Source organism: Kitasatospora sp. NPDC034035, assembly GCF_055575755.1.
Genome location: NZ_JBVISA010000091.1, coordinates 1 through 5,715, shown reverse-complemented (window position 1 = coordinate 5,715; position 5,715 = coordinate 1). Strand labels below are relative to the sequence as shown.

Below are 5,715 nucleotides of genomic sequence, written 5' to 3'. Positions count from 1 at the left end.
GCGCTGCCCCTCACCATCAACGGCAAGCTCGACCGCCGCGCCCTACCCGCCCCCGAGTACGGGCCGCAGACCACCGGCCGCGCTCCCGCCAACGACCGCGAAACCGCGCTCTGCGCCGCGTTCGCCGAGGTCCTCGGACTCGACACCGTCGGCCCCGACGACAGCTTCTTCGACCTCGGCGGCCACTCCCTCCTCGCCACCCGCCTCGCCAGCCGCATCCGCACCACCCTCGGCACCGAACTCCCCCTGCGCACCCTCTTCGAAGCACCCACCCCCGCCGCCCTCGCGGAACGGCTGAAGCCCGCCAAGCGGGCCCGGCCGAGCCTGCGGTCGGTGAAGCGACCGACGGAGGCCGACTGACGGCGACCGACTGAAGGACGCCGCCTGGCGGGCGATCCGGCCCGTCGGGCGTCCGGCCTGGCCGACTTGGCCCGACCCGGCCCGACCTGGCCCGACCAGCTTCGGCCGCACAAGCACCACACCAGACCTGATCCATCGCACGACCCGGCCCCTGCGGCCGGCCCGTCTCACAGCTAGGGGACTCCAGATGATTCCGTTGTCGTACGCGCAGCGCCGCCTTTGGTTCATGGGCGAGTTGACCGGCCCGAGCGCGACGTACAACATCCCGGTGGTGCTCCGGCTGACGGGGACGCTGTCCCCGGCGGCGCTTGAGGCAGCTCTGCGCGATGTGATCGACCGTCATGAGGTGTTGCGCACCGTCTTCCCGGCGGTGGACGGCGAGCCGCGCCAGCGGGTGCTGCCGACCGAGCTGGCCGCGTTCGAGCTGGCGACGGCCGAGCCCGCCGGGGAGGCGGAGCTGGCCGAGGCGGTGGCCCGGGTCCTGGGGCACCCGTTCGACCTGCACGAGGAGATCCCGATCCGGGCGACGCTGCTCACGGTCGCCCCGGAGGACCACGTACTGGCCGTGGTTGTCCACCACATCGCCGGTGACGGCTGGTCCCTCGAGCCGCTGGCGCGCGACATCGCCACCGCGTACACCGCGCGACTGGCCGACCGGGCGCCCGAGTGGGAGCCGCTGCCCGTCCAGTACGCCGACTACACCTTCTGGCAGCGCGAGCTGCTCGGCGACGACCAGGACCCGGAGAGCCTGCTGACCGAGCAACTCGGCTACTGGCGGCAGGCGTTGGCCGGGGTCCCGGAGGAGTTGGCGCTGCCGTACGACCGGCCGCGCCCGGCCACCGCCTCGAACCGGGGCGAGTCCGTCGAGCTGCTCGTTCCGGCCGAACTGCAGGCCAAGCTGGCCGAGTTGGCGAAGCAGCAGCGTGTGACGATGTACATGGTGCTGCAGACGGCGCTCGCCGTCCTGCTCTCCCGGCTCGGCGGCGGTCGGGACATCCCGATCGGCACGCCGATCGCCGGCCGCACCGACGAGGACCTGAACGAGCTGGTCGGCTTCTTCGTCAACACCCTGGTGATGCGCACGGACCTGACCGGCGACCCTTCGCTCGCCGAGGTGCTCGACCGGGTCCGCGAGACCGGCCTCGGCGCTTTCGAGCACCAGGACGTGCCCTTCGAGCGCCTGGTCGAGGACCTGGCACCCGTGCGCTCACTGGCCCGCCACCCGCTCTTCCAGGTCATGCTCAGCCTGCAGAACAACGCGCAGGCGACCCTCGAGCTGCCCGGTGTCACCGTGCGCCCGCTGGCCGCGCAGACGGCCTCGGCCCGCTTCGACCTCTCCTTCGAGGTCGGCGAGAACCTCGACCCGGCGGGTGGCCCGGCCGGGCTGGCGGTGCGGGCCACGTACGCCGCCGACCTCTTCGACCGGGCTACCGTCGAAGCCGTCGCCCAGCGCCTGGTACGGGTACTGACGGCTCTCGCCGAGGAGCCGGCCACCCGGGTCAGCGCGGTGCGGGTGCTCGACGACGCCGAGCAGGTCCGGATCCTGGAGGAGTGGAACGACACCACCGTCGAGGTGGCGCCCGCCCACCTGCCCGCGCTGTTCGCCGCCCAGGTCGCCCGCACTCCCGACGCGGTGGCGGTGGTCGCCGAGGGGCAGCGGCTCTCCTACGCGGAGCTGGACGCCCGGGCCAACCGGCTGGCCCGGCTGCTGCGGGAGCGCGGCGTCGGCCCGGAGTCGCTGGTCGCGGTCTGCCTCGGACGCTCGGCCGAGCTGGTGATCGCGCTGCTCGCGGTGCTGAAGTCCGGTGCCGCCTACCTGCCGGTCGACCCGGAGTACCCGGCCGACCGGATCGCCTACATGCTCGACGACGCCCGGCCGGTCGCCCTGGTCACCACCGGCGACCTCGCCGCCGGTCTGCCCAGCACCACCGGTCTGCCCAGCACCACCGGTCTGCCGGGCACCGCCGGCGCCCGCGGCCCGCTGCCCCGGATCCTGCTGGACGAGACCGACCTGGACTCCTACGACGGCTCCGCCCTGCCCTGCCCCGAGCTGCTCCCCGCGCACCCCGCGTACGTCATCTACACCTCCGGCTCCACCGGCCGCCCCAAGGGTGTGCTGATCGAGCACCGGGCCCTGGTGAACTACGTGGTCCGCTGCCACCGGGCCTACCCCACACTCACCGGCAGCACCCTGCTGCATGCCTCCATCTCCTTCGACGCGGGCGTCACCGGCCTCTACGGCGCGCTGACCTGCGGCGGCCGCGTGGTGGTCGCCGCACTCGACGAGCGGCTGCCCGCCCTGCTGGCCGGCGAGCGGCTGACCTTCCTCAAGGGCACTCCCAGCCACCTGGCCTTCATGGACGCGCTGCCCGAGGAGTGCGCGCCGACCGGGCAGCTGATGGTCGGCGGCGAGGCCGTGCGTGCCGAGGCGATCCGCGCCTGGTCGGCGCGCCACCCCGGCGTGGCGATCGTCAACCACTACGGGCCGACCGAGGCGACCGTCGGCTGCACCGACTTCCCGGTGGACCCGCGGACGGTGACCGACACCGCCGTGGTGCCGATGGGCCGGCCGATGTGGAACACCCGCGCCTACGTCCTGGACGACACGCTGCGCCCGGTGCCGCCCGGTGTCGCCGGCGAACTGTACATCGCGGGCGCCCAGTTGGCGCGCGGCTACCTGGGCCGGCACGGGCTGACCGCGGAGCGCTTCGTGGCCTGCCCGTACGGCGCCCCCGGCGAGCGGATGTACCGCACGGGTGACGTGGTGCGCTGGACCGCCGACGGCAACCTGCAGTTCCTCGGCCGCGCCGACGAGCAGGTGAAGATCCGCGGCTTCCGCATCGAACTCGGCGAGGTCGAGGCCGCCGTCGCCGACTGCCCCGGACTCGCGCGGGCCGTGGTCGTCGCCCGCGAGGACATGCCCGGCGACAAGCGCCTCGTCGCCTACGTCGTCCCGGCCCCCGGCGCGGAGAGCACCAAGAAGCTGCCCGCGCTGGTCCGCGCAACGGTCGGGGCCCGTCTGCCCGACTACATGGTGCCGTCGGCCGTGGTGGTCCTGGACGCCCTGCCGCTGACCTCCAACGGGAAGCTCGACCGCCGCGCCCTGCCCGCCCCGGACTACGGGGCGACGGCGGCGGGCCGCGCCGCACGCACGGAGCAGGAGGAACTGCTCTGCGGCGTGTTCTCCGAGGTGCTAGGAGTGGCGGCGGTCGGCCCGGAGGACGACTTCTTCGCGAGCGGCGGGCACTCGCTGCTGGCGGTGCGACTGATCAGCCGGATCCGCTCGGTCCTGGGCATCGAACTGTCGCTGCGCACCCTCTTCGAGGCACCCACCCCCGCCGCCCTGGCACGTCACCTGGACCCGGGCGCTCTGGTCCGCCCGCCGGTGGTCGCCACCGGGGAGCGGCCCGAGCGGGTACCGCTGTCCTTCGCCCAGCAACGGCTCTGGTTCCTCGCCCAGTTGGATGGGCCGAGCGCCACCTACAACATCCCGGTCGCGCTGCGGCTCACCGGCGAGCTCGACCGCGCCGCACTCCACGCGGCCCTGCTCGACCTGATCGGCCGCCACGAGGTACTGCGTACGGTCTTCCCCGCCCACAGCGGAAACCCGCATCAGCAGGTGCTCCCGGCTGACCTCGACCGGCTCGGCTTCGGCCCGACCGTGGCCGACACCACCGAGGTGGAGCTGGCCGAGGCCGTCGCCCGGGCGGCCGGGCTCGCCTTCGACCTGTCGGCGGAAATCCCCGTACGGGCCTGGCTGTTCGCACTGGCGCCACAGGAACACGTCCTGGTGGTGACGGTCCATCACATCGCTGGTGACGGCTGGTCGATGGCTCCGCTGGGGCGGGACCTGTCGGCCGCGTACGCGGCGCGCGTCAACGGCCGGGCACCCGAGTGGGCGCCGCTGCCGGTGCAGTACGCCGACTACACCCTCTGGCAGCGCGAGCTGCTCGGCGGCGAGGAGTCGCGAAGCGACCTGCTCGAGCAGCAGTTGGCGTACTGGCGAGGGGAGTTGGCGGCGGTACCGGAGGAGCTGGCGCTTCCCTTCGACCGGCCGCGCCCGGCCGTCGCCTCGCACCGCGGCGGCTCGGTCGACCTCGCCGTGCCGGCGGAGCTGCACGCCCTGCTGGCCGAGGTGGCCCGCTCGCAGGGTGCCACGATGTTCATGGTGCTGCAGGCGGCGCTGGGTGTGCTGCTGTCCCGGCTCGGTGCCGGGGAGGACGTTCCGATCGGTACGCCGGTCGCCGGCCGTACCGATGAGGCGCTGGACGAGCTGGTCGGGTTCTTCGTCAACACCCTGGTCCTGCGCACCGATCTGGGCGGCGATCCGACCTTCGCCGAGCTGCTGGGCCGGGTCCGCGACGCCGCGCTGGGCGCGTTCGCGCACCAGGACGTGCCGTTCGAGCGCCTCGTCGAGGAGCTGGCACCCGCGCGCTCGATGGCCCGGCACCCGCTCTTCCAGGTCATGCTCAGCCTGCAGAACAACGAGCGGGCAACCGTCGAACTCCCGGGCCTGACGGTGACGGCGGAGCCCGGTGCGGCCCCGGTCGCCAAGTTCGACCTGGAGCTGAGTGTCAGCGAGGCGGTGAACACGGCCGGCGCGCCGGACGGACTGGCGGTGCGGGTCACGTACGCGGCGGACCTGTTCGACGCGGCATCGGTACGGACGATCGGCGAGCGGTGGCTGCGCGTGCTCGCCACCGTCGCCGGGGACCCGTCCCTGCGCGTCAGCGCCGTCGACGTACTCGCCGACGACGAACGCCACCTCCTGCTCCAGGACTGGTCCGGCGCCACCCACAGCGTCCCGACCGAGACCGTACTGCCCGCGCTCTTCGAGGCCCAGGCCGCCCGCACCCCCGACGCCGTCGCCGTCATCCACGGCGACGAACAGGTCACCTACCGGGAGTTGAACGAGCGCGCCAACCGGCTCGCCCACCTCCTCGCCGAACAGGGCGTCCGCCCGGAGTCACTGGTCGCGATCCGCATGGAACGCACCGCCCACCTGATGACCGCCCTCCTGGCCGTCCTCAAGGCCGGCGGCGCCTACCTGCCCATCGACCCCGACTACCCCACCGACCGCGTCACCCACATGCTCACCGACGCCAACCCCACCCTGCTCCTCACCACCAGCACCATCACCGCACCCACCAACGGAATTCGCACCATCCTGCTCGACCAGGCCGACCTCTCCACCCGCCCGCGCAGCAACCCGGTCGTCACCGCGCTGCCCGCGCACCCCGCCTACGTGATCTACACCTCCGGCTCCACCGGCCGCCCCAAGGGCGTGGTGATCACCCACCGCAACATCACCAAGCTCCTCACCTGGGCCGCCGACACCTTCGGCGACCACCACTT

Annotated in this window: 1 protein-coding gene and 1 pseudogene; both read left to right on the top strand. The window is 73.3% G+C overall.

The features are described 5' to 3' along the window. Positions 1 to 360, top strand: a 360-nt coding sequence (locus ACZ52J_RS42620; protein WP_465626806.1) for a phosphopantetheine-binding protein, incomplete at its 5' end; no start/stop codon positions are given. A gap of 187 nt (positions 361 to 547) precedes the next feature. Next, positions 548 to 5,715, top strand: a pseudogene (locus ACZ52J_RS42615) (amino acid adenylation domain-containing protein); the annotation flags it as partial.